This is a genomic window from Streptomyces sp. CC208A (genome assembly GCF_030010625.1).
GTDB lineage: Bacteria > Actinomycetota > Actinomycetes > Streptomycetales > Streptomycetaceae > Streptomyces.
Genome location: NZ_JASCXN010000044.1, coordinates 35,141 through 52,979 on the forward strand (window position 1 = coordinate 35,141; position 17,839 = coordinate 52,979).

The 17,839-nt window shown below is 73.0% G+C and carries 17 protein-coding genes; 12 read left to right on the forward strand and 5 right to left on the reverse strand.

The genetic code is table 11. The features are described 5' to 3' along the window. Positions 1 to 13: 13 nt before the first annotated feature. Together QK442_RS32425 and QK442_RS32430 are read right to left on the reverse strand one after the other, a co-directional pair. On the reverse strand, positions 14 to 1,213 hold the full coding sequence (locus tag QK442_RS32425; RefSeq protein WP_282697687.1) for a DegT/DnrJ/EryC1/StrS family aminotransferase: 1,200 nt from the start codon (positions 1,211 to 1,213) through the stop codon (positions 14 to 16). Positions 1,214 to 1,421: 208 nt separating this feature from the next. After that, entirely contained in the window at positions 1,422 to 2,336 is a 915-nt protein-coding gene (locus QK442_RS32430; RefSeq protein ID WP_282697688.1) for an RNA polymerase sigma factor SigF, read from the reverse strand. A 208-nt stretch (positions 2,337 to 2,544) separates the two neighbouring features. On the opposite strand from QK442_RS32430, the gene QK442_RS32435 reads away from it, so the two are divergent. The 6 genes from QK442_RS32435 to QK442_RS32460 all read left to right on the forward strand — a co-directional run bounded on the left by QK442_RS32435 (position 2,545) and on the right by QK442_RS32460 (position 7,485). Beyond that, positions 2,545 to 2,922 (forward strand): STAS domain-containing protein, encoded by a 378-nt coding sequence (locus QK442_RS32435; protein WP_282697689.1) that lies wholly within the window; start codon positions 2,545 to 2,547, stop codon positions 2,920 to 2,922. Positions 2,923 to 2,998: 76 nt separating this feature from the next. After that, a complete protein-coding gene (locus tag QK442_RS32440) occupies positions 2,999 to 3,418 on the forward strand; it encodes an ATP-binding protein (RefSeq protein WP_282697690.1) in 420 nt (139 codons plus the stop codon). A 170-nt stretch (positions 3,419 to 3,588) separates the two neighbouring features. After that, complete coding sequence (locus tag QK442_RS32445; RefSeq protein WP_282697691.1) at positions 3,589 to 4,257, forward strand: peptidase; 669 nt, start codon at positions 3,589 to 3,591, stop codon at positions 4,255 to 4,257. Continuing rightward, positions 4,254 to 5,087, forward strand: a complete 834-nt coding sequence (locus QK442_RS32450; protein WP_282697692.1) for a hypothetical protein — start codon at positions 4,254 to 4,256, stop codon at positions 5,085 to 5,087. The genes QK442_RS32445 and QK442_RS32450 overlap by 4 nt, the downstream gene beginning before the upstream one ends. Further along, on the forward strand, positions 5,084 to 6,097 hold the full coding sequence (locus tag QK442_RS32455) for a hypothetical protein (RefSeq protein ID WP_282697693.1): 1,014 nt from the start codon (positions 5,084 to 5,086) through the stop codon (positions 6,095 to 6,097). Before QK442_RS32450 ends, QK442_RS32455 begins: the two co-directional genes overlap by 4 nt. 14 nt (positions 6,098 to 6,111) lie before the next feature. Next, the gene (locus QK442_RS32460) at positions 6,112 to 7,485 is read left to right on the forward strand and encodes a hypothetical protein (RefSeq protein ID WP_282697704.1); all 1,374 of its coding nucleotides are present in this window, start codon (positions 6,112 to 6,114) and stop codon (positions 7,483 to 7,485) included. Positions 7,486 to 7,563: 78 nt separating this feature from the next. Here the strand turns inward: QK442_RS32460 and QK442_RS32465 are convergent, their stop codons facing one another. Further along, on the reverse strand, positions 7,564 to 9,084 hold the full coding sequence (locus QK442_RS32465) for an oligopeptide:H+ symporter (protein WP_282697694.1): 1,521 nt from the start codon (positions 9,082 to 9,084) through the stop codon (positions 7,564 to 7,566). A gap of 426 nt (positions 9,085 to 9,510) precedes the next feature. Between QK442_RS32465 and QK442_RS32470 the strand changes: the two genes are divergently transcribed. Both QK442_RS32470 and QK442_RS32475 read left to right on the forward strand, forming a co-directional pair. Next, a complete protein-coding gene (locus QK442_RS32470) occupies positions 9,511 to 10,188 on the forward strand; it encodes a response regulator transcription factor (protein WP_282697695.1) in 678 nt (225 codons plus the stop codon). Positions 10,189 to 10,336: 148 nt separating this feature from the next. Then, complete coding sequence (locus tag QK442_RS32475) at positions 10,337 to 11,608, forward strand: ATP-binding protein (protein ID WP_282697696.1); 1,272 nt, start codon at positions 10,337 to 10,339, stop codon at positions 11,606 to 11,608. A 13-nt stretch (positions 11,609 to 11,621) separates the two neighbouring features. Here the strand turns inward: QK442_RS32475 and QK442_RS32480 are convergent, their stop codons facing one another. Continuing rightward, positions 11,622 to 12,158 carry a GtrA family protein gene (locus tag QK442_RS32480; RefSeq protein ID WP_282697697.1) on the reverse strand — a complete coding sequence of 179 codons (537 nt, stop codon included), beginning with the start codon at positions 12,156 to 12,158 and terminating at the stop codon, positions 11,622 to 11,624. Positions 12,159 to 12,342: 184 nt separating this feature from the next. Between QK442_RS32480 and QK442_RS32485 the strand changes: the two genes are divergently transcribed. The 4 genes from QK442_RS32485 (at position 12,343) to QK442_RS32500 (ending at position 16,279) form a co-directional block, all read left to right on the forward strand. Beyond that, positions 12,343 to 13,482 carry a 5-(carboxyamino)imidazole ribonucleotide synthase gene (locus QK442_RS32485; RefSeq protein ID WP_349239701.1) on the forward strand — a complete coding sequence of 380 codons (1,140 nt, stop codon included), beginning with the start codon at positions 12,343 to 12,345 and terminating at the stop codon, positions 13,480 to 13,482. A 28-nt stretch (positions 13,483 to 13,510) separates the two neighbouring features. Then, entirely contained in the window at positions 13,511 to 14,008 is a 498-nt protein-coding gene (gene purE, locus QK442_RS32490; RefSeq protein ID WP_282697705.1) for a 5-(carboxyamino)imidazole ribonucleotide mutase, read from the forward strand. Beyond that, positions 14,005 to 15,201: a dipeptidase gene (locus QK442_RS32495; protein ID WP_282697699.1), complete on the forward strand. Its 1,197-nt coding sequence runs from the start codon at positions 14,005 to 14,007 to the stop codon at positions 15,199 to 15,201. Before purE ends, QK442_RS32495 begins: the two co-directional genes overlap by 4 nt. 148 nt (positions 15,202 to 15,349) lie before the next feature. Then, positions 15,350 to 16,279: a membrane dipeptidase gene (locus QK442_RS32500; RefSeq protein WP_282697700.1), complete on the forward strand. Its 930-nt coding sequence runs from the start codon at positions 15,350 to 15,352 to the stop codon at positions 16,277 to 16,279. A 56-nt stretch (positions 16,280 to 16,335) separates the two neighbouring features. Here QK442_RS32500 and QK442_RS32505 read toward each other — a convergent pair whose 3' ends face one another. Further along, complete coding sequence (locus tag QK442_RS32505) at positions 16,336 to 17,670, reverse strand: UDP-glucose/GDP-mannose dehydrogenase family protein (RefSeq protein ID WP_282697701.1); 1,335 nt, start codon at positions 17,668 to 17,670, stop codon at positions 16,336 to 16,338. Positions 17,671 to 17,839: the final 169 nt, after the last annotated feature.

Below are 17,839 nucleotides of genomic sequence, written 5' to 3' on the forward strand. Positions count from 1 at the left end.
CGTACGGTCTCGGTCACCGGGCGCCGCCGAGGGCGGGCGAGGGCGTGGCGGGCCGGGCGCCGGAGGCACGCAGGACGGCGAGGGCCTCGTCGGCGCGGCGCGGGTCCACCGGCAGGGCGTGCCGGGCGAACCAGGCGGCGGGCGCGGGGGCGGGGGAGGGGTCGGTGAACGCCTCCCCGGCGTAGGCGTCGAGCGGCGGGTCGTAGAGGTAGCCGACGGTGATCCGGCGCGCGGCGAGGGCGGCGACGGCGGCGTCCCGGTCCTCGACGAGGAGCGGCACCCGGAAGAGCGGCGGTACATCGCCGTCCTCGGGGAGACCCCGGGCGGAGTACTCGCTGGCGAGGAGGCGGGCGGTGCCGGCGCGGTGGGTGTCGAGGGCGGTGTCGAGGGCGGCGAACCTGCGGCGGGTGCGGGCGAGCCGGGCGGCGCCGGGGCGGAGCCGGTACGTGTGCATGTCGACCCGGATCCAGGAGTGGAAGGGTTCGAGGGCGGGCGCCGCGTCGAGGGCCCGCCGCAGCTCCTCGGCGCGCAACGGCATCCGGATCCCGGGCCGTTCGTGCAGGCCGAGGGCGCGGAGCGCGGCGTGGGCGGGGCGTGCCAGGCGCAGGCCGCGGGCGGCGGACTCGGCGTACGGGCGGGCCAGGTAGGCGAGTTCTCGAGTGATCCTGGCCCGGTGGAGCAGTGCGTCCCGCTCGGCGGCGAGCCCGTCGCGCAGCCGGGGGTCGGCGACGGAGAGGAAGCCGCCGGTCTTGGCGCCGGTGTGCTTGGAGAGGCTGAAGACGGAGGCGTCGCCCCAGGCGCCGACCGGCCGGCCGCCGACGCCGGTGCCGATGGCGTGGGCGGCGTCCTCCAGGAGCGGGATGCCGAGCCGGTCGCAGCGGGCGCGCAGAGCCGGTGCCGGGTCGGGGTTCCCGTACAGATTGGTGGTGAGGACGGCGGAGAGCCCGGACCAGACGGAGTCGGGGACGGCCGCCGGGTCGAGGGAGCCGTCCCTCGGGTCGAGCGGTGCCTGGACGGGACGCAGCCCGGCGGCGAGCACCACGAAGAAGATCACGTCGTCGTTGACGGGCGACATGAGCACCCGCCCGCCCGGCGCGCACCAGCGGCGCAGCGCGAGGTAGAGGCCGAAGCGGCACGAGGGCACGTAGAGGCAGGCGCGGCCCCCCAGCCGTGCGCGCATGCGTTCTTCGAGGTCCGCGTACGCAGAAACCATGTGATTCCCCCCTGAATCCACGGGCTCAATGTCGCCCATTCCGGACGGGCCGTCAACAACGCCACGCCTGGCGGACCTTCGCGCTCACGCTCCGACAGCGCGGAAGGGCCCGTCCGGGTCGAAGACCGTGAACGGGCCCTTTCCGTGGCCATCTTGGCGGCTCGCGGGAGCCGGTGGAGGGCATTCCGCCGGATCGCTCCGGCGGGGGTCATTCCTCCAGGGTGAGCCCGCGGCGGAGCCGGGCGAGGGTGCGGGAGAGCAGCCGGGAGACGTGCATCTGGGAGATGCCGAGTTCGGCGCCGATCTCCGACTGGGTGAGCCCGCTGACGAAGCGGAGCGACAGGATGAGCCGTTCGCGCTCGGGCAGCGAGGCGATCATCGGCTTGAGGGAGGCGATGTACTCGATGCCGGTCAGGCCGTGGTCCTCGTAGCCGAGCCGGTCGGCGAGGGTGGCCTCGTTCTGACCGTGGTCGTCGTCCTCGGTCTGGGCGTCGAGCGAGGTGGCCGTGTAGGCGTTGCTGGCGGCCATGCCCTCGACGACCTCGTCCTCGGAGAGGCCGAGTTCCTCGGCGAGTTCGGCCACGGTGGGTGCGCGGTCGAGCCGCTGGGAGAGGGCGTCGCCGGCCCTGGCGAGGTCGAGGCGGAGCTCCTGGAGCCGACGGGGGACGTGCACGGACCAGGAGGTGTCGCGGAAGAAGCGCTTGATCTCGCCGATGATCGTCGGCATCGCGAAGGTGGGGAACTCGACGCCGCGGGCGAGTTCGAAGCGGTCGATGGCCTTGATGAGGCCGATCGTGCCGACCTGGACGATGTCCTCCATGGGTTCGCTGCGGGTGCCGAAGCGGGCGGCGGCGAAGCGGACCAGGGCCAGGTTCAGTTCGACGAGCGTGTTGCGGACGTACGCGTGCTCGTGGGTGCCCTCCTCCAGCTCGGCGAGCCGGCCGAAGAGCTCCTTCGACAGCGCCCGCGCGTCGGCCGGGGCGACCCGGTCGAGGGGCCCGTCGAGCGCCGGGGGGAGAGCGGGCGCCGGGGGCGGGGCGGGGGTGGGATCGGTGGTGGGACGGGGCAGGACTGATGTCGACGGCGCGCCGGGGGTGCGCGGGGCGTCGAGCCGGGGTGACATGCGTCTCCTCCTGGATGGATGTCCGGGTGCGGTTTGCGGCGCCTCCAAAGCCGGCTGGATCGGGTGTTCCTTCTAGCCCTACCTTCTGTCCGGTGATCGTTGCAAGTGGCAATAATCCGGTTCGTGTGCTTTTGCGGGGGGCTCGTGTGCACCGGAAGGGGCCTCGCTTGTAGGGTCTTCAGTCGAGGCGAGCTAGGAGGGATCGGTCATGGACCGCCAGCACATCGGCAGTGCGCAGCCCGCGCGGCTGCGGGTCGAGGCCAGGGCCGTGGCGGGCGGCGCCGAACTCCTCGTGCCGGTGGGTGAGCTCGATCACCACACCGCCGAACTGCTCCGCGCCCCGCTCGACGCGGCCCTCGACGCGGGTCGCGCGCGGCTCGTCGTCGACTGCGCGGAGCTCGGCTTCTGCGACTCGACCGGGCTCAACGTGCTCCTCGCGGCGCGGCTGCGGGCCGAGGCCGCCGACGGCGGGGTCCATCTGGTGGCCATGCGGCCCGCGGTGGCCCGGGTCTTCCGGATCACCGGCGCGGAGGCCGTCTTCACCGTGCACGAGACCCTCGCCACAGCCCTCCCCGGTTCCGGCTGACCCTCGGAAGGACCCCCGGCACCACCCTTCTCGTCCCTGCCCCTGCTGTCTCGTCGACCGGTGAGGTGAAGCACTGATGGACCAGGCTTCCGAGGTGCGTACGCTCGCGCTCGGTGAGACCAGCGGCACCGTCCCGCTCGCCCGCGACTTCACCCGTACCGCCCTCACCGAGTGGGGCTGGCTGCCCGCCGCCACCGCCGACCGCCGGGCCGCCGCCGAGGACGTCCTGCTCGTCGTCTCCGAACTCGTCACCAACGCCTGCCTGCACGCCGAGGGCCCCGAGCGGCTCCGGGTGCTCCGCCTCGCCCGGACCATCCGCCTGGAGGTCACCGACCGCGGCGCCGGCCACCCCGCCCCCCGCACCCCGCACCGGGCCGGACGCCCCGGCGGGCACGGCATGTTCATCGTGCAGCGGCTCTGTCTCGACTGGGGCGTCCAGCGCGTCCCCGGTGCCCCCGGAAAGACGGTCTGGGCCGAACTCTCCTCCCCCGCCTGACGGTTGCCCCTCCGCCCACCATGGGCGCAGGACTTTCACCGTCGCGCTTCTTCCCTCCGTACGGCCCCGGGCGTACCTTGACGCCCGATCTGAAAGACCGTCAGCAACGTGCGGTGAGCGGTGAGGGGTCGCGGGTGTCCAGGAAACCGAACCGGAGGAGGACGGCCGCCGTGCTCACGGCCGCCGTCGCGGTCTGGGGACCGGCCGGCCTGGCCGCCGCCCCGGCCGCCCACGCCGAGGTCGTCGACGTGAAGTACGCGTGCACGACGAAGATCGGCGACCGCGAGGCCGTCTCGCCCGTGGACATCACGGCCGAGAGGAAGGGCGACGCCTACGCGATCACCATGACCTTCGACAAGGGCGTCTCCGACAGCCCCATCGAACTCCCCAAGGGCGTCATGACCCCCCGCGCCGACCTCGTCCTCGGCGGCGACGACGAGGGCACCGTCAAGGTGAAGGGCGTCCCCAACGCCGCCGCGATCCCGGCCTTCACCCCCATCCGGATCGGCACCCTCACCGGCACCTACACGCCGAAGCGCAACGGCACGGTCACCTTCACCGCAGGACTGCTCACCGTCCACGCCCTCGGCATGGACGCCGCCGTCTGCAAGGCCGCGAACGACCCCGCGCCCTCCCTGGCCCTCACCGTCACCGGCCTCCCGGAGGAGGACGTGACCGAGGCCCTGCCCGGCGGCGAACTGCCGCGGACCGGCGGCCTCCCCACCGCCGCCGCGCTCGGCACCCTCGGCGGCACCGTCGTCCTCGGCGGCGTCGGCGGCCTCCTCTGGCTCACCCGGCGCCCCCGCCCGGCCCGCCCGGCCCGCCCGGCCCGCCCATGATCAAGATCCGGTACGCGCTCCTCACCGCAGGCGTCCTCCTCGGCACGCTCGGCGCCGCGCCCCCCGCCGCCGCCCCGCCGTGGACCGCCGCCCCCGCCGCCGGACGGCCGTACGCCTACCTGGAAGGTCCCGCCGGCAGCGTCCTGGAGGACACCCTCTCCGTCACCAACCCGGGCCCTCGCCCGCTCACCGTCACCCTCACCGGCGACGGGCCCGCCGCCGTCGCCTTCGCCGCCCGCACCGTCACCGTGCCCGCCCGCACCCGCGCCGACGTGCCCTTCGCCGTCACCGTCGCCGCCGGGACCCCGCCCGGCGAGCACCGCGGCACGGTACGGGCCGCGGCCGGCGGCCGCCGGGCCGACGTCGACCTGCGGCTGAGGGTCAGCGGCCCCCGGCTCGCCGCCCTCACCGTCGAGGACGCCCGCGTCGACCGGGCCACCGGCACCCTCCACTACACCCTGGTCAACCGCGGCAGCACCGTCCTCGACCGCCCCCGGCTCGCCGTCCGCGCCGACGGCCTCCTCGGCACCGTCCTCGACCGCCCCGACCGCGCCCTGCCGCTCACCCTCCGCCCCGGCGAGCGCGCCGCCCGCACCGAGCCCTGGCCCGACCCGCCCGCCCTCGACTCCGTCACCGTCCGGCTCACCGCCACCGTCCCCGGCGCCGCCCCCGCCACCGCCGCCACCTCCGCCGTCTTCGCCTCCGCGTCCGCCCTCGCCGGTACGGCCGCCCTGCTGCTCGCGGCGGCGGGCGGAGCCGCGTACGGCATACGGCACAGGCGCCGGGGCCGGGTCCGGGGCCGGGTCCGTACGAAGGGAGCCCGCGCATGAGGAGACCGGCCGCCCGCCCCCGTACGGCCCTGGCCGCGCTGCTCACGGCCCTCGCCCTGGCCCTGCTCCCCGCGGTCCCCGCCTACCCGGCCGCCGCCGCGGACCCCACGGTGGCGGTCTCCCTGAACCAGGCCCCCAAGGGCGGCGAGATCACCGTCAGCGGCACCGGCTGGAAGGCGGGGGCGCTGCTCATGGTGCTGCTCTGCGGCCAGGGCACCCCCGAGCGGGGCGTCGTCGGCGGCACCAACTCGTGCGCCAACACCGACGGCCGAGCGGCCACCGTGGACCCGCGCGGCGCCTTCAGCGTGAAGCTGCCGGTCGTCGCCCCGCCCAAGCCGTGCCCCTGTGTCGTCCACGTCGCCGGTGTCACCGGGCAGCAGGACGTCGTCGACGCCGCCTTCACCGTCGGCGGACACCCCGACGCCCCGCTCCCCGACACCGCGGGCGACGGGCGGCTCGCCGTCCTCACCGCCGCCCGCCTGGAGGGTTCGAGCGGGGTGCTGACCTGGTTCGGGGCGCCGCCGCGCCGCACCCTCGTCCTCACCGTCGGGAACCTCGGCACGGCCCCCGTCCGCGACCCGGTCTTCCTCGTCGGCACCGCCCACGGCGTCCTCGCCCCGCAGGACGAGGAGCACCAGTGGCGCGGCACCGTCGCACCGGGGCAGAAGGCCCGGATCGAGCTGGACGTCGAGCTCTCCGCCGGCGCCCACGGCGACTACCGGGTCTCCGTCTCCCACGGCGGGAAGCTCCTGGCCGAACAGCCCTGGAAGGTGGGCCGGCCCTGGGGCGTGGTCCTCTTCTGGGTCCTGCTCGCCGTGGTCGTCCCCGCCGCCCTCTTCCGGATCGGCATGGTCCTCGTCGACCGGGCCGGCGGCCGGAACCGCGACCCCGTCCCCGTCCCCGTACCGGCGGACGCGGACGGCCCCGGGACGACCGCGGTCCTGCCGTGGTTCCTCCCCGACTCCGCACCGTCCGAGAACAGCCAGACGACGAGGAAGGGACATTCGTGAGCACGCAACGGAGGATGAGCGCGGCCGGGATCGCGCTGATGCTCGGCGGCGCGGGGATCCTGCTGTCCGCCGGGCCCGCCCAGGCCGCCCAGGTCTCGTTCAGGACGGAGTGCGTCCCGCCGTCGATCTCCGGCCTCCCGCCGGTCCAGGGCACCACCACGGTCCTGGTCACCGCGCCCGCCACGGCGAAGGTCGGCGACACCGTCGAGGTCGTCTGGAAGACGGTGAAGCCGGCCTCCCAGAACCCCGGCTTCATCGACCTGCAGGAGAACACGGTCAAGCCGACCGGCACCATGAAGGTCGGCGGGGCGCAGACCGGCACCCTTGCCATGGAGGGCCCCCGGCAGAACCCGCCGATCCCCAAGAACACCGACATGAAGCTGTCGGACATGAAGGGCTCGCTGAAGCTCACCAAGGCGGGCGAGGTCACGCTGACCCCGGACGCGTACGACATCAACGTGTCGAAGCCGATGTCCACGGACACCAAGTGCACGCCCAAGGAACAGGTCCCGGTCGCCGCCACGATCAAGGTGACGGAGGACGGCGGGGGAGGCTCCTCCGGTGGAGGGTCGTCCAGCGGCGGGTCGGACAGCGGGGGTTCCGGCAACGGAGGTTCGTCCAGCGGTGGCTCGTCCAGCGGCGGGTCCGGGGGCGGCGGAGGCGGTCAGACCGACTTCCCGGGCAAGGAGGTCGAGGTGGCCTTCACCTGTACGCCCCCCGGCCCCGCCGCGATCGACTCCAAGGTCACCATCAGCGCCAGGAAGAACGGCGGCGCGTACGACCTCACGGTCAAGACGGCCAAGGGCGTCATGAACAGCCCGGCACCTCTGCCCGCCAAGGCCCTCACGCCCAGCATGGACATCAAGGTCGGCGGCGCCGACAGCGGCACCGTCAAGGTCACCGGCGCGCCCAACCCCACCGCGCTCAAGATGAACGACCCGGTGAGCCTCACCGACATGAAGGGCACCTACCGCCCCGGCGCCACCGGCAAGGCCACCCTCTCCCCGGGCGCCCTCACCATCACCGTGGCCCTCGCCCCCGGTGCCGACCCCATCAAGATCCCCTGCCAGGTGAAGGGCACCGTCGAGGCCTCCCTCACCCTCGACACCGCCCAGCAGCCCGGCGGCACCTCCGGCACCACGGGCTCGGGCAGCGGCAGCGGCAGCGGTACGGGTAGCGGTTCGGGCTCCGGGTCCGGCAGCGGGTCGGGCTCCGGATCCGGCTCCGGATCGGGCAGCGGCTCCGGCGGTGGCGGTCTCGCCCAGACCGGTGCCGAGGACGGCGGCGTCCTCCGCGCCCTCGGTCTGGTCGCAGGCACGGCGATCCTCCTCGGCGGCGCGGTCTTCACCTTCACCCCGTGGCGGCGCCCGGCCCGCCGCACCCGCTAGGACACGGGCACGGGACACGGGACGGCCCGGCACACCAGGGGTGTGCCGGGCCGTCCCGCCGTACTAGGGGCGCACGGGTCAGTGCACGTCGCCCATGAGGGCCTGGACCTTGTTGCGGTACATGTAGATCGCGAATCCGGCGACCACGGCCAGCGTGGCCTGCAGCGCGATGATCCCGGTTCCGTTGAGGTCCACACCCGCGATGGAGAGCAGACCGGTGGTGCAGTCACCGGCGGTGACGGCGAGGAACCAGACGCCCATCATCTGGGAGGCGTACTTCTTCGGCGCCATCTTCGTCGTGACGGAGAGGCCGACCGGGGAGAGGCACAGCTCACCGATGGTCTGGATCATGTAGATCGAGACGAGCCACATCGGGGAGACCAGGGTGCCGTCACCGGCCATGTTCATCGGGACGATGAAGATGAAGAACGACGCGCCGACCGCGACGATGCCCATCGCGAACTTCACGATGGTGTTGGGCTCCTTGTTGCGGCGGGCGAGCCACAGCCACAGCCAGGCGAAGACCGGGGCGAGCGCCATCACGAAGAGCGGGTTCAGCGACTGGTACCAGGTGGCGGAGAAGCCGAAGCCGAAGACGGTGCCGGCGGTCTTGTCGTCGGCGAACAGCGACAGGGTCGAGCCGCCCTGGTCGTAGATCATCCAGAAGACGGCGGCGGCGACGAAGAACCAGATGTAGCCGGAGACCTTCGACTGCTCGGCCTTGTCGAGGTCCTTGTCGCGCTTGATGCGGACCAGGACGGCGACCGGGATGAACAGACCGGCGAGGGTGAGCGGGACCAGGGCCCAGTTCAGGGTGTACAGGCCGAGGGCGACGACCGCGCCGTAGAACACGGCGGCGGCGACCAGGACCAGGCAGACCTTGACGAGGACGCTCTTGCGCTCCTCGGCGGAGAGCGGGTTGGGGACCTCGCTGCTCTTCGGGTTGAGGCTCTTGCCGAAGGCGAGGAAGACGGCGAGGCCGAGGCCCATGCCGACGGCTGCGAGGGCGAAGCCCACGTGCCAGTTGACTTCCTTGCCGATCGTGCCGATGAGGAGCGGCGCGACGAAGGCACCGAGGTTGATGCCGACGTAGAAGAGGGTGAAGCCACCGTCACGGCGCGGGTCGTCCGGGCCGTCGTAGAGGTGGCCGACCATCGTCGAGATGTTGGCCTTGAGCAGACCCGAACCGACGGCGACGAGCGCCAGACCCACGAAGAACATCGCCTGGCCGGGGAGGGCCAGCGAGACGTGACCGGCCATGATCACGAAACCGGCTATGGCGACCGTCTTGCGGGCGCCCCACACGCGGTCGCCGAACCAGCCGCCGGGCATGGCCATGAGGTAGACCATCGACACGTACACGGAGTAGATCGCCGTGGCCGTCGCGGCCGTCATGGCGAGTCCGCCGCCCTGGCTCCCCTTGGCGGCGTCGACGCCACCGGAGACCAGGTAGTACACCAGCAGGGCCCTCATGCCGTAGTAGGAGAAGCGCTCCCACATCTCGGTGAAGAAGAGGGTGGTCAGACCTCGGGGGTGCCCGAGGAACGTCTTCTGGTACCGGGGAATCCCGGCCGAAGCCGTCGTCATGCTCGACGCCATGTCGATCCTTGCTCTGTCGGGACGCGCGCCTCGTGAGCGTGGTGCGCCCGGTGGGGGAGCCGGCACCGGCGGGGAGCGTTCGCACCCCGCCGGGATCCACGCCCCGTGACGCGCGGTCGCGCCCCGGGACCCGGCCCACAGGTCGTTCGCCGTCTCGACGCCGGTGGTGCCGGCCTCGCGCAGAAAAGAGGACCCTGGCTGACGAAGCAGGCCAAAGGTCCCCGTTTACCGCTACAGACGTCTCGCCACCATACGACACGACAGTGCCGGATATGGAAGGACTTGAGAGATGGATCACAGGTGACCATGGAACCAAGAGGTGTCAATCCAAGGTGATCTCAAGGTTACGTGCCCTGCTTCTGAGGTGATCACCGGTGCCTCGTGAACCCGGCCCGGCCCGGCACCCGTGCGGACTACCATCACCCCATGACCCGTGTACTGCTCGCCGAGGACGACGCATCCATCTCGGAACCGCTGGCCCGCGCCCTGCGGAGAGAGGGGTACGAGGTCGAGGTCCGCGAGGACGGGCCGGCCGCGCTCGACACCGGCCTCCAGGGCGGCGTCGACCTGGTCGTGCTCGACCTGGGCCTGCCCGGCATGGACGGCCTGGAGGTCGCCCGGCGGCTGCGCGCCGACGGCCACACGGTCCCGATCCTGGTCCTCACCGCGCGCGCGGACGAGGTCGACACCGTCGTCGGGCTCGACGCGGGCGCCGACGACTACGTCACCAAGCCCTTCCGGCTCGCCGAGCTCCTCGCCCGGGTCCGGGCCCTGCTCCGGCGCGGCGCCACCGAGCCCGCGCCCGCCCCCTCCACCCACGGCGTCCGCATCGACGTCGAGTCGCACCGGGCCTGGATGGGCGACGAGGAGCTCCAGCTCACCGCGAAGGAGTTCGACCTGCTGCGGGTCCTGGTCCGGGACGCGGGCCGGGTCGTCACCCGTGACCAGCTGATGCGCGAGGTCTGGGACACCACGTGGTGGTCCTCCACCAAGACCCTCGACATGCACATCTCCTGGCTCCGCAAGAAACTCGGCGACGACGCGGCGAACCCGCGCTACATCGCGACCGTCCGAGGCGTCGGCTTCCGCTTCGAGAAGAGCTGACGGCTTCCGCGGGCCCGCGCGCGTCCCCGCCGGGGAGGCTCGCGTCGTGTCGCGGCCGCCGGGCCGCCGGGGGCCGCTCGGGCAGTTCCCCGCGCCCCTTCCGGTGCGCCAACCCCCTGGTCATCGTCGAGCCGCTCCAGGAGAGCACGTGCGCCGCCGCCTCATCACCTCCACCCTCGCCGTCGTCCTCGTCGTCATCGCCGTCTTCGGCGTCTCCCTCGTCCTCGTCGAGACGAGGACGATCACCAGCAGCGCCCAGGAGAGCGTCGACGCCGAGGCCCTCCGCATCGTGTCGATCGTCGACAGCCGGCTGATCGGCGGCGAGCCGGTCAACCCGGACATCCTCGCCGAGCAGAGCGGCGCCAAGCGGTACGCGCTCGTCACCATCCCCGGCCGGGGCCCCATCGAGATCGGCACCCGCCCCACCGGCGGCGTGATCCGCGGCTTCGCGGAGGGCGAGCGCGCCGAGAGCGTCGTCGTCGAGGAGCCCCGTTCCGCCATCACCGCCGAGGTCGCCAGTACGGCCCTGATCATCGGCGCCATCGCCGGTCTCGCCGTCCTCGCCGCCGTCCTCCTCGCCGTACGCCAGGCGAACCGGCTCGCCTCCCCGCTCACCGACCTCGCCGAGACCGCGGAACGGCTCGGCTCCGGCGACCCCCGGCCCCGGCACAAGCGGTACGGCGTGCCCGAGCTCGACCGGGTCGCGGACGTGCTCGACGCCTCCGCCGAGCGGATCGCCCGGATGCTCACCGCCGAGCGCCGGCTCGCCGCCGACGCCTCCCACCAGCTCCGTACGCCCCTGACCGCACTCTCCATGCGCCTGGAGGAGGTGGCCCTCGCCGGCGACCTGGACACGGTCAAGGAGGAGGCGACGATCGCGCTGACCCAGGTCGAGCGGCTCACCGACGTCGTCCAGCGGCTGCTCACCAACGCGCGCGACCCCCGGACCGGCTCCGCCGTCGCCTTCGACCTCGACGAGGTCGTCAAGCAGCAGATCGAGGAGTGGCGCCCCGCCTACCGCAGCGCGGGCCGCGCCATCGTCCGCTCCGGCAAGCAGGGCCTGCGGGCCATCGGCACCCCGGGCGCGGTCGCGCAGGTCCTCGCCGCGCTCATCGAGAACTCGCTCATGCACGGCGGCGGCACCGTCGCCCTGCGCACCCGCGTCACCGGCAACCAGTCGGTGATCGAGGTCACCGACGAGGGCCCCGGCGTCCCCGCCGATCTCGGCGCGCGGATCTTCGAGCGGGCGGTCAGCGGCCGCAGCTCCACCGGCATCGGCCTCGCGGTCGCCCGGGACCTCGCGGAGGCCGACGGCGGGCGCCTGGAACTGCTCCAGCTGCAGCCGCCGGTCTTCGCCCTCTTCCTCAGCCGCGAGGCCCGTGACCCCGCGCGGGAGCCGCAGGAGCGCCCCGTACGGTGAAACCCGTAAGGGGCTATACGTGGTCGGGCTGGCGGCGGCGGGCCTGCCGCGGCGTTATCGGGTCGTCCTGCCCGGTCTGCTCCAGGAAGGACTCCGCGGTCTGCACCGCCTCCTTCGCCGGCAGCGCCCGGAAGACCCACGTGCGGTACGACCAGAAGCGGAACAGGGTCGCCACGCCGATGCCGAAGAACTTGAAGAAGTTGCTGGCCAGCGGCGAGTTCCAGCCGAGGCCGTAGGTCGCCGCGTAGAGGATCCCGTTCTCGATGACCAGCCCGATCAGGCTGAACAGCAGGAAGAGGGTCATCTCCTTGGTGCGGCCCGACTTGTCGCGGTCGCGGTACGTGAAGTAACGGAAGCCCACGTAGTTGAAGGCGATGGCGACGACCGTGGCGATGATGCTCGCCCGGACCACCGGAAGCTCGGTGACGTGCCGGACCAGGTTGAAGACCGCCAGGTTGACCAGGACTCCGAGGCCGCCGACCACGCCGAACTTGGCGACCTCTCGGCCGAGCAGGGCGAGTCGCATGCGCAGCGCGCCGGGTTCGCTCATGGTGGGGTCGGTCCGTCCGTCGGGTGACGCCCGAGTGACGTCAACTCATTCATGCTAACCAGCCTCCCCCGTCACCCGCCCGGGTAGGCCGGAAACCTGTGGAAAACCTCTCGGCGTGCCGTCGCGCCTTGTGGCAAGACACAGCCGGACGAGTGTTCACCGATGGTGCGGATACCCTAAGAGGGTGACGTTCCCGGTAGTAGGCATGGTCGGCGGCGGTCAGCTCGCCCGTATGACCCACGAGGCGGGCATCCCCCTCGGCATCAAGTTCAAGCTCCTCAGTGACACTCCGCAGGACTCGGCGGCCCTGGCCGTCGGTGACGTCGTCATCGGCGACTACCGCGACCTGGACACGCTCCGTGAGTTCGCGCGCGGCTGCGATGTGATCACCTTCGATCACGAGCACGTCCCCACCGAGCACCTGCGCGCCCTGGAGGCCGACGGCATCCCCGTCCGCCCCGGGCCCGACGCGCTGGTGCACGCCCAGGACAAGGGGGTGATGCGGGCGAGGCTCGACGAGATCGGCGCGCCCAGCCCCCGCCACCGCATCGTGGCCGACCCGAAGGACGCGGCCGCGTTCGCCGAGGAGGTCGGAGGCTTCCCGGTCATCCTCAAGACCGTCCGCGGCGGCTACGACGGCAAGGGCGTCTGGTTCGTCCGCACCGCCGAGGAGGCCCGCGACCCCTTCCTCGCCGGCGTGCCCGTGCTCGCCGAGGAGAAGGTCGACTTCGTCCGCGAGCTCGCGGCCAACATCGTCCGCTCCCCGCACGGCCAGGCCGTCGCCTACCCGGTGGTCGAGTCCCGCCAGGTCGACGGCGTCTGCGACACCGTGATCGCGCCCGCCCCCGACCTCGACGAGGAGCTGGCCGGGCAGGCCCAGGAGCTGGCCCTGCGGATCGCCAAGGAGCTCGGCGTCGTCGGCCACCTCGCCGTGGAGCTCTTCCAGACCACCGACGGCCGCATCCTCGTCAACGAGCTGGCGATGCGCCCGCACAACTCCGGCCACTGGACCCAGGACGGGGCGATCACCAGCCAGTTCGCCAACCACGTCCGGGCCGTCCTCGACCTGCCGCTCGGCGACCCCCGCCCGCGCGCCCCGTGGACCGTGATGTGCAACGTCCTCGGCGGCGACTACCCGGACATGTACCAGGGCTACCTGCACTGCATGGCCAGGGACCCGCAGCTCAAGATCCACATGTACGGCAAGGACGTGAAGCCCGGCCGCAAGGTCGGCCACGTCAACACCTACGGCGACGACCTGGACGAGGTGCTGGAGCGCGCCCGTCACGCCGCCGACTACCTGCGAGGGACGATCGTTGAGTAACGCACCCGCGCCCCTCGTGGGCATCGCCATGGGGTCCGACTCCGACTGGACCGTCATGGAGGCCGCCGCCCAGGCCCTCGACGAGTTCGAGATCCCGTACGAGGTGAACGTCGTCTCCGCGCACCGGATGCCGCGCGAGATGATCGCGTACGGCGAGGAGGCGGCCGGCCGCGGCCTCAGGGCGATCATCGCGGGCGCCGGCGGCGCCGCCCACCTGCCGGGCATGCTCGCCTCCGTCACCCCGCTGCCGGTGATCGGCGTCCCCGTGCCGCTGAAGTACCTGGACGGCATGGACTCGCTGCTCTCGATCGTCCAGATGCCGGCCGGCATCCCGGTCGCCACCGTCTCCGTCGCCGGCGCGCGCAACGCGGGCCTGCTCGCCGCCCGCATCCTCGCCGCCGCCGACCCGGAGCTCCAGACGCGGATGAGCGCCTTCCTGGACGACCTCAACGCCCAGGCCACCGAGAAGGGCAGGCGCCTGCGCGCCAAGGTCGAGGGCACCGACTCCTTCGGGTTCGCCCGGTGAGCGCGGCCGAGCGGCTCGCCGAGGCGCGCGCCCTCCTCGCGGAGGCCCCCGTCGTCGACGGGCACAACGACCTCCCGTGGGCGCTGCGCGAACAGTGCGGCTACGACCTCGACGCGCTCGACATCGCGGGCGACCGCTCGGCCACCCTCCACACCGACCTCGCCCGGCTCCGCGCCGGCGGGGTCGGCGCCCAGTTCTGGTCCGTGTACGTCCCCGGCAGGCTCGCTGGCGACCACGCGGTCAGCGCCACCCTGGAGCAGATCGACGCCGTCGACCGGCTGGTCGAGCGGTACGCGGCCGACCTCGCGCCCGCCCGCACCGCCGACGACATGGTCAAGGCCCGCGAGGAGGGCCGGATCGCCTCCCTCAAGGGAGCGGAGGGCGGCCACTCCATCGACAACTCCCTCGCGACCCTGCGCGCCCTGCACACCCTCGGCGTGCGGTACATGACCCTCACGCACAACGAGAACAACGACTGGGCCGACTCCGCCACCGACGAGCCCCGGCACGGCGGCCTCACCGCCTTCGGCCGCGCCGTCGTCCGCGAGATGAACCGCTGCGGCATGCTCGTCGACCTCTCGCACGTCGCCGCCACCACCATGCGCGACGCCCTCGACGAGACCGCCGCGCCGGTGATCTTCTCCCACTCCTCGGCCCGCGCCGTCTGCGACCACCCGCGCAACGTCCCCGACGACGTCCTGGAGCGGCTGTCCGCCAACGGCGGCGTGGCGATGGCGACCTTCGTCCCGAAGTTCATCCTGCCCGCGGCCGTCGAATGGACCCTGCGCGCGGACGAGAACCTCCGCGCCCACGGCCTGCACCACCTCGACACCACCCCGAGGGCGAAGGCCCTCCACGCCGCCTTCGAGGCCGAGCACCCGCGTCCGGTCGCCACCGCCGCCACGGTCGCCGACCACCTCGACCACATGCGCGAGGTCGCCGGCGTCGACCACATCGGCATCGGCGGCGACTACGACGGCACCGCCTTCACCCCGGCGGGCCTCGACGACGTCGCCGGCTACCCCCGCCTGATCGCGGAACTCCTCGACCGCGGCTGGTCCCGCGCCGACCTCACCAAGCTGACCTGGTCCAACGCGGTCCGCGTCCTCCGTGACGCGGAGGACGCCGCCCGCGACCTGTCCGCCCGCACGGCCGCGTCGCACGCCACGATCGCGCAGCTCGACGGGGTCTGACCGGGCCCCGGGGAGCTCACCGGCCCTTCACCCGTACGGCGCAGCCCGGCGGGCCCGGTAAGGACCCCGGTGGCACGGTGGACGGTACTGCCCCGCCTCCCTCGGCGGGGTAGTACTGCATCACCGATCCGGAGTAGTGAGTAGTGCCATGGCAGACCTAGACGACCATCATCCCCCCTTCTCTGCCGTCTCCGGCGCCGTCGGCGCGCTGGAATCCCCGGAACCGACGCCACCCCCGCCGCTCGACGAGACCGCCCGCGCCCGGGCCCTCCTCGCCGCCCAGCCCGTCCTGGAGGGCCACACCGGACTCCCCGCGCTCCTCGACCCCGAGGACCTGCCGCCCCTCCGGGCCCCGGAGACCGGCGCCCAGTTCTGGTCGCTGCACGTGGACCCCGACGACGGCGTCCTCGGCACCCTGCGCCGGATCGACACCGTCCGCGCGCTCGTCGCCGCCTGCCCCGACGACCTGCGCATGGCGTACAGCACCTCGGAGATGATCCACGCCCGCAACTGCGGCCGGGTCGCCTCCCTCCTCGGACCGGTGGCCTGGACCGCCCTCGGCGGCTCCGCCGCGACCCTGCGGGCCTACCACGCCCTCGGCGTCCGGGCCGTGACCGTCACCGGCTTCGACCGCTTCGCCCGCGAGGCGGTCCGCGAGATGAACCGCATCGGCCTCGCCGTGGACCTCTCCGGCGCCGACCAGGACACCGTCCGCCAGGTCCTCGCCGTCACCCGCGCCCCCGCCCTGCTCACCCGGGCCGCCCCGGAGACCCTGTCGGACGAGGTGCTGCGCCTCCTCGGCGGGAACGGCGCCGTCTGCATGGTCGTGGTCGGGGACGATCCGTCCGTCGCCGCCGACACCCTCGACCGGGTACGCGAAGGGGCCGGGCCCGACTCCACGGGCCTCTCCCACCTGACGTCCCCGGCGGCCGGCTACGTACCGCTCTTCGCGGAGCTGCTGCGGCGCGGCTGGCCGGCCCGGGACCTGGTGGGCCTGGCCCACGGGAACGCCACCCGGGCCCTGCGGGAGACCGAGTTCCTGTCCCGTACGAACCGGATCAGGCCGGTCGCCGCCTGAGCCGTACGCGTACGAAAGGGGCGCCCCGTCCAGGCGGGGCGCCCCTTTCGTCTCCGTCACGCGCGCGGGCGGCCCATCGCCCGGTACGTCCAGCCGGCCGCCCGCCACCGCTCGCCGTCCAGGGCGTTGCGCCCGTCGAGGACGACGGGGGAGGAGACGGCGGCGGCCAGCTCGGCCGGGTCGAGCTCGCGGAACTCGCGCCACTCGGTCAGGTGCAGCACCACGTCCGCGCCGCGGACGGCCTCCAGGGCCGTGTCCGCGTAGCCGAGGGTCGGGAAGACCTTGCGGGCGTTCTCCATGCCCTTGGGGTCGTAGACGGTCACCTGGCCGCCCTGGAGGTGTATCTGGCCGGCCACGTTGAGCGCGGGGGAGTCGCGGACGTCGTCCGAGTCGGGCTTGAAGGTGGCGCCGAGGACGGCGACCCGGCGGCCCAGGAAGGAGTTCCCGCCCAGCGCCTCGCGGGCCATCTCGACCATCTGGCCGCGCCGCCGCATGTTGATCGAGTCGATCTCGCGGAGGAAGGTCAGCGCCTGGTCGGCGCCGAGCTCGCCCGCGCGGGCCATGAAGGCCCGGATGTCCTTGGGCAGGCAGCCGCCGCCGAAGCCGATGCCGGCCCGCAGGAACTTGTTGCCGATCCGCTCGTCGTGGCCGATGGCCTCGGCGAGCCTGACGACGTCGCCGCCGGCCGCCTCGCAGACCTCGGCCATCGCGTTGATGAAGGAGATCTTGGTGGCGAGGAAGGAGTTCGCGGCCGTCTTCACCAGCTCGGCGGTCGGGTAGTCGGTGACGACGAGGGGCGAGCCCTCGCCGATCGGGGCCGCGTACACCTCACGGAGCAGCTTCTCGGTCCGCCCGCCGTCGTCCCCGGGCACGCCGACGACGATCCGGTCCGGGTGCAGGGTGTCCTGGACGGCGAAGCCCTCGCGCAGGAACTCGGGGTTCCAGGCCAGGTCCACGCCCTCCGGCAGTACCCCGGCGAGCCGCTCGGCCGAGCCGACCGGCACCGTCGACTTGCCGACGACCAGGGAGCCCGCGCGGACCACGGGGGCGAGGGAGGCGAAGGCGGCGTCGACGTAGCTCATGTCACAGCCGTACTCGCCGTGCTTCTGCGGGGTGTTCACACAGACGAAGTGGACGTCGCCGAAGGCGCCCACCTCCTCCCAGGAGGTGGTGAAGCGCAGCCGGCCCGTGGACCCCTCGATCCCGGCGACGTGCTTCGCGAGCAGCTCCTCAAGACCGGGCTCGTACATGGGGACGCGACCGGAGGACAGCAGCTCGACCTTCTCCGGCACGACGTCGAGGCCGAGCACCTCGAAGCCCATCTCCGCCATGGCCGCGGCGTGGGTGGCGCCGAGATATCCGGTGCCGATCACGGTGATCTTCAGGGCCATGCGGGACTCCAGTGAGGTCGGGCGAACTGCCTGCCCGAGCATAGTCGGGCCCTGACAGAGCCCCCGGCCACGCCCTACCCTTCCCTTTGGGTTACTTAACGGTAGTTAGCAAGCGTGGGAGTGAGTGAACGTGGCGGGATCAGCTGATTTCGACCTGTACCGGACCTCT

Excerpts from the sequence above, each read along its gene's own strand:
- QK442_RS32440 (WP_282697690.1), top strand. The coding sequence starts at position 2,999 with ATGGACCAGGCTTCCGAGGTGCGTACGCTCGCGCTCGGTGAGACCAGC.
- QK442_RS32470 (WP_282697695.1), top strand. The coding sequence starts at position 9,511 with ATGACCCGTGTACTGCTCGCCGAGGACGACGCATCCATCTCGGAACCG.
- QK442_RS32425 (WP_282697687.1), bottom strand. The coding sequence starts at position 1,213 with ATGGTTTCTGCGTACGCGGACCTCGAAGAACGCATGCGCGCACGGCTG.
- QK442_RS32460 (WP_282697704.1), top strand. The coding sequence starts at position 6,112 with ATGAGCGCGGCCGGGATCGCGCTGATGCTCGGCGGCGCGGGGATCCTG.
- QK442_RS32500 (WP_282697700.1), top strand. The coding sequence starts at position 15,350 with ATGGCAGACCTAGACGACCATCATCCCCCCTTCTCTGCCGTCTCCGGC.
- QK442_RS32450 (WP_282697692.1), top strand. The coding sequence starts at position 4,254 with ATGATCAAGATCCGGTACGCGCTCCTCACCGCAGGCGTCCTCCTCGGC.
- QK442_RS32435 (WP_282697689.1), top strand. The coding sequence starts at position 2,545 with ATGGACCGCCAGCACATCGGCAGTGCGCAGCCCGCGCGGCTGCGGGTC.
- QK442_RS32465 (WP_282697694.1), bottom strand. The coding sequence starts at position 9,084 with ATGGCGTCGAGCATGACGACGGCTTCGGCCGGGATTCCCCGGTACCAG.
- QK442_RS32430 (WP_282697688.1), bottom strand. The coding sequence starts at position 2,336 with ATGTCACCCCGGCTCGACGCCCCGCGCACCCCCGGCGCGCCGTCGACA.
- QK442_RS32480 (WP_282697697.1), bottom strand. The coding sequence starts at position 12,158 with ATGAGCGAACCCGGCGCGCTGCGCATGCGACTCGCCCTGCTCGGCCGA.
- purE (WP_282697705.1), top strand. The coding sequence starts at position 13,511 with ATGGGGTCCGACTCCGACTGGACCGTCATGGAGGCCGCCGCCCAGGCC.
- QK442_RS32505 (WP_282697701.1), bottom strand. The coding sequence starts at position 17,670 with ATGGCCCTGAAGATCACCGTGATCGGCACCGGATATCTCGGCGCCACC.
- QK442_RS32455 (WP_282697693.1), top strand. The coding sequence starts at position 5,084 with ATGAGGAGACCGGCCGCCCGCCCCCGTACGGCCCTGGCCGCGCTGCTC.